Below are 4,029 nucleotides of genomic sequence, written 5' to 3' on the forward strand. Positions count from 1 at the left end.
GCTTGTTTACCCTTAGGGCCAGTTGTGATGTCGAAGGTAACACGCTGAGCTTCTCGTAGTGATTTATAACCGCCACTGGTGATTGCAGAGAAGTGAGCAAATATGTCTTCTCCACCGTCATCCGGGGTGATAAAACCAAAACCTTTAGAATCATTAAACCATTTTACTGTACCTGTTGCCATATCTATTTCCTTAATAATTAATAATTTATGCTGCAACCATGAGATTCCATAGTAGTCATCGAATATCAAGGAAAAAGCTCAAGCAATCGCATCACATTTCACAACTTGAATCCAAAAGACCCGTATAAGATACACGTTTACTGGTAAAGTTCAAGTTTTTATTATTTTGATTTCCATAGTGAAGATTGAGTCTTCATTATGGAAATTCACAACCTCATGATAATAATTGGTTAAGAGCCTGTGCGGCGGATATTTTAACGAGCGAATTATAGGTATGAAGAAATAATATTGTCGAAGATATTTGCCTAAATTCGTTGTCTATTTAGCTTTAACAATTGAAAATTGCCAATTTAGGTTACAAGGAGATTGCTATGAGTGATTCAAAAAAATTGACTACGGCTGCCGGTGTGCCCGTACCCGATAATCAAAATACCATGACAGCCGGGCCACGAGGACCCGTGTTATTGCAGGATGTTTGGCTGCTCGAGAAACTGGCGCATTTCGATCGCGAAGTGATCCCGGAGCGACGCATGCACGCAAAAGGTTCTGGTGCTTACGGCACGTTCACTGTGACACACGACATCACGCGGTACACGCGCGCTAAAATTTTCTCGCACATAGGCAAAAAAACTGATCTTTTTGCGCGATTTACCACTGTTGCCGGTGAGCGGGGCGCGGCAGATGCTGAGCGCGACATTCGCGGCTTCGCAGTCAAATTTTATACTGAGGAAGGTAACTGGGACATGGTTGGCAATAACACGCCGGTGTTTTTCATGCGCGACCCACTCAAGTTTTCCGACTTGAATCATGCTGTCAAGCGTGACCCGCGCACCAACATGCGTAGCGCAAAAAACAATTGGGATTTCTGGACTTCGTTGCCGGAAGCACTGCATCAGATCACCATCGTCATGTCTGACCGCGGTATTCCCGCCAGTTATCGCACCATGCATGGTTTCGGCTCGCACACCTTTAGTTTTATCAACGTTAACAACGAACGTTTCTGGGTTAAATTCCACTTCAAAAGCCAGCAAGGTATTAAGAATCTGACTGACGCAGAAGCCGAAGCTATTATCGGCAAGGATCGTGAAAGTCATCAGCGTGACTTGTATGAAGCCATCGAACGTGGCGACTGCCCGAAATGGACGTTGCACATACAGATCATGCCGGAAGCTGATGCATCCAAAGTGCCATACAATCCGTTTGACCTGACCAAGGTATGGCCGCACAGAGATTTTCCGCTGATCGAAGTGGGTATGATGGAACTCGATCGCAATCCGGAAAATTTTTTCGCTGAGGTTGAGCAATCAGCTTTTAATCCGGCTAACGTTGTGCCTGGTATCAGCTTCTCGCCGGATAAAATGCTGCAAGCCCGTCTTTTCTCTTATGGCGATGCGCAACGCTACCGGCTTGGTGTCAATCATCATTTAATACCCGTTAATGCGCCGCGCTGCCCGTTTCACAGCTATCACCGCGATGGTCAGATGCGTGTTGACGGTAATCACGGCGGGACGCTCGGTTATGAACCCAATAGCTATGGAGAATGGCAGGAGCAGCCGGATTTTCGTGAACCGCCGCTATCGGTTGAAGGTGCTGCCGATCATTGGAATCATCGTGAAGATGCCGACTATTTTTCGCAACCCGGTGCTCTGTTCCGTCTGATGACGCCAGCGCAACAACAAATCTTGTTTGCAAACACGGCTAATTCGATCAGCGCTGCTCCGCGCGAGATTCAGATCCGCCATATCCGGCATTGCCTGAAGGCTGATCCTGCGTATGGAGAAGGCATTGCTGACGCTTTGGGTATTTCGTTATCGGACGCTACTGCTTAGGGTGGGGCATACGTCATTTATCCGGGTAAGCTCTAACATAGGGGCAGCAGAAAGAAGAGCATAAGTTATAACGCATTGTATCGGATGAGATTGATTCAGAAAATCAGGAAATTATTGCTGATGCCATGAATTATCCACTTGCTGCTTAATCACATGGATTACATGCTGACAACATACTGCAATAAGTCAATCGTTACAAGCGATCTTCCATTCTGCTTCATCGACGCTATCGGGTGGAACCGGTACCCATTTTTGCGGCTGGTTGTAAGAGCGGATCAGATCGCCGCCTTCCATGTTCCAGCTGAAGAACTTGTAGGCTAGCTTGCGCATTTGTTTTTGTTTGCAATCGTAGTCGCGGCGGATTATCTCCGATAAATATTCAACACCGGAGCTTTTCTGCACGGTTTGGTAGTCAAACAAAGCCCACATTTTAGCCCGGTCGCCGACCTTGCTAATTGAAGTCAGATCGGCATAGGCAGTAAAGCCGCCTCTAAGATCACTTTCACCTACTTTGGTCCATTCCGCCATCGCGTTGGTACTAATCAGGATCATTGCTAAAGCTAATAGTTTTATCATGTTTCAATTTTGTTTGTTATCAAAATAATTGTATTAAGCACAGTATGCTTAATAGTACCGCTTATTTAGTAACAATCATAGCGGATGCATCAGTATTATTGTTGTGTCGAATTTTCTGCAGTGAGGACAACATTTTTTTTAACAATTGCCTGTGCGCGTTCAATTTTTACTGTGTCTTTTTTTGTTCTTTCTTCCAATTTATTATTAACTTGTGTTGTGTATTTGATGCTAATGCTATGTTCACCTACCGGGACATTTCCGAGGATATAGAATCCCTTCTCATCGGTAATCGAATGAATTTGTGGTGATTCAGATATTAATACCTCAGCTTTTTGTGCCGGTTTCTCGAAACTTTCATCTTTGTTGCTCAATGTCACGACCCCGGCAATGGCGCCGTATTGAGGCCCGGAACGGCTATTCGGATAGATTTTATTGACGATGGATCGCACCATCAGCAGAATCGTTTCGGATGCGAATCCAGCGGTGAATGCTAAAGCGACCGCATTGGTGGTATTGCTCGGTACGATCAGGTAGTACGCAAGAATCGCCAGAAATGGCGCTGAAATGAATTGCACCATTTGAAAGATCAAATATTCGCGGAACTCATATTGTGTGAGTTTGGGTTGCTTTTCTGTGGCGATATGTTCTACACCCGCTTGCTTTTGCAGCTCTGGCAACCGCCTGGTCAGGCTGATACTGCCGCCCATTAATGCAAGAATAATAAAATAAAGGGGAACCAGCAGGCCTCCGCTGACTTCGCAAGTGACTGCTTTGCCATAAGAATCAGAGTGGTTGCTCGAGTATTTATTGACATAGCCACCGATACTGATAACCCACGCGCCGACTGATTGCGGGTAAGTGGTGGAGGTATCTTTCGCTGCCTGATTATTCAGTTGCTCATCAGGGTCCGCAGCTGCTGAATGCTTGGTAGATTCTAGGGCATCGACAGACGTTGAGTTCGATTTGAAACAACTAAATAATGCAAGTGAAGATCATTCCCGGCGGTATCGGAATCGTCAATGAGGCATCGCCAAGATTGACGCGTATCAATGCCACGACGAAATAAATAAAATTGAAACTGTAAGCAAGAATCCAGAATCAGTTGTTTTTAATCTGTACTGGAATGGAAGCTATTAAGCGATCAAGAGACGTGGACGGATCAGGTTCGATTTTTTTTTTGTTCCTTAGAACGTGTGCTCTCTGATTGTTCAGATTGATGGATTGTCTTTTGAGTAGCGTCAGGCGTTTCATCCACATTCATCGCATTTATCCCAGGTATTGGAGACTTAGTAGTTCTTCAGTTGGATGATAGCTTAACGTTTATTAAGGCTATGTCACAATTAGTTGTTGAACCTGCCTTGTTTTGCCAAGAGATGCTATAAAACAAAGGATTGGTGTAATACTTTGACCGAGACGGTCAATCATTCTGTGCCATCCGAGGT

At 45.0% G+C, this 4,029-nt stretch carries 4 protein-coding genes and 1 pseudogene; 1 reads left to right on the top strand and 4 read right to left on the bottom strand.

Annotated elements, in window-relative coordinates:
• Nucleotides 1–182, bottom strand: a 182-nt coding sequence (locus tag Q0C11_RS14535; protein ID WP_293009193.1) for a cold-shock protein, incomplete at its 3' end; no start/stop codon positions are given.
• A 371-nt stretch (nucleotides 183–553) separates the two neighbouring features.
• Here Q0C11_RS14535 and Q0C11_RS14540 point away from each other — a divergent pair.
• Nucleotides 554–2,011: a catalase gene (locus tag Q0C11_RS14540; protein ID WP_293009195.1), complete on the top strand. Its 1,458-nt coding sequence runs from the start codon at nucleotides 554–556 to the stop codon at nucleotides 2,009–2,011.
• A 186-nt stretch (nucleotides 2,012–2,197) separates the two neighbouring features.
• On the opposite strand, the gene Q0C11_RS14545 is transcribed toward Q0C11_RS14540, so the two are convergent.
• From Q0C11_RS14545 to Q0C11_RS14555, 3 genes and pseudogenes are all read right to left on the bottom strand, one after another.
• Nucleotides 2,198–2,587 carry a surface-adhesin E family protein gene (locus Q0C11_RS14545; RefSeq protein WP_293009197.1) on the bottom strand — a complete coding sequence of 130 codons (390 nt, stop codon included), beginning with the start codon at nucleotides 2,585–2,587 and terminating at the stop codon, nucleotides 2,198–2,200.
• A gap of 95 nt (nucleotides 2,588–2,682) precedes the next feature.
• Nucleotides 2,683–3,294, bottom strand: coding sequence for a hypothetical protein (locus tag Q0C11_RS14550; RefSeq protein ID WP_293009199.1), 612 nt, complete (start codon nucleotides 3,292–3,294; stop codon nucleotides 2,683–2,685).
• 622 nt (nucleotides 3,295–3,916) lie between these two features.
• A pseudogene (locus Q0C11_RS14555) lies at nucleotides 3,917–4,029 on the bottom strand (IS1595 family transposase); the annotation flags it as partial.

The sequence above is a fragment of the Nitrosomonas sp. genome (assembly GCF_022842015.1).
GTDB lineage: Bacteria > Pseudomonadota > Gammaproteobacteria > Burkholderiales > Nitrosomonadaceae > Nitrosomonas.

Excerpts from the sequence above, each read along its gene's own strand:
- Q0C11_RS14540 (WP_293009195.1), top strand. The coding sequence starts at position 554 with ATGAGTGATTCAAAAAAATTGACTACGGCTGCCGGTGTGCCCGTACCC.
- Q0C11_RS14545 (WP_293009197.1), bottom strand. The coding sequence starts at position 2,587 with ATGATAAAACTATTAGCTTTAGCAATGATCCTGATTAGTACCAACGCG.
- Q0C11_RS14550 (WP_293009199.1), bottom strand. The coding sequence starts at position 3,294 with ATGGGCGGCAGTATCAGCCTGACCAGGCGGTTGCCAGAGCTGCAAAAG.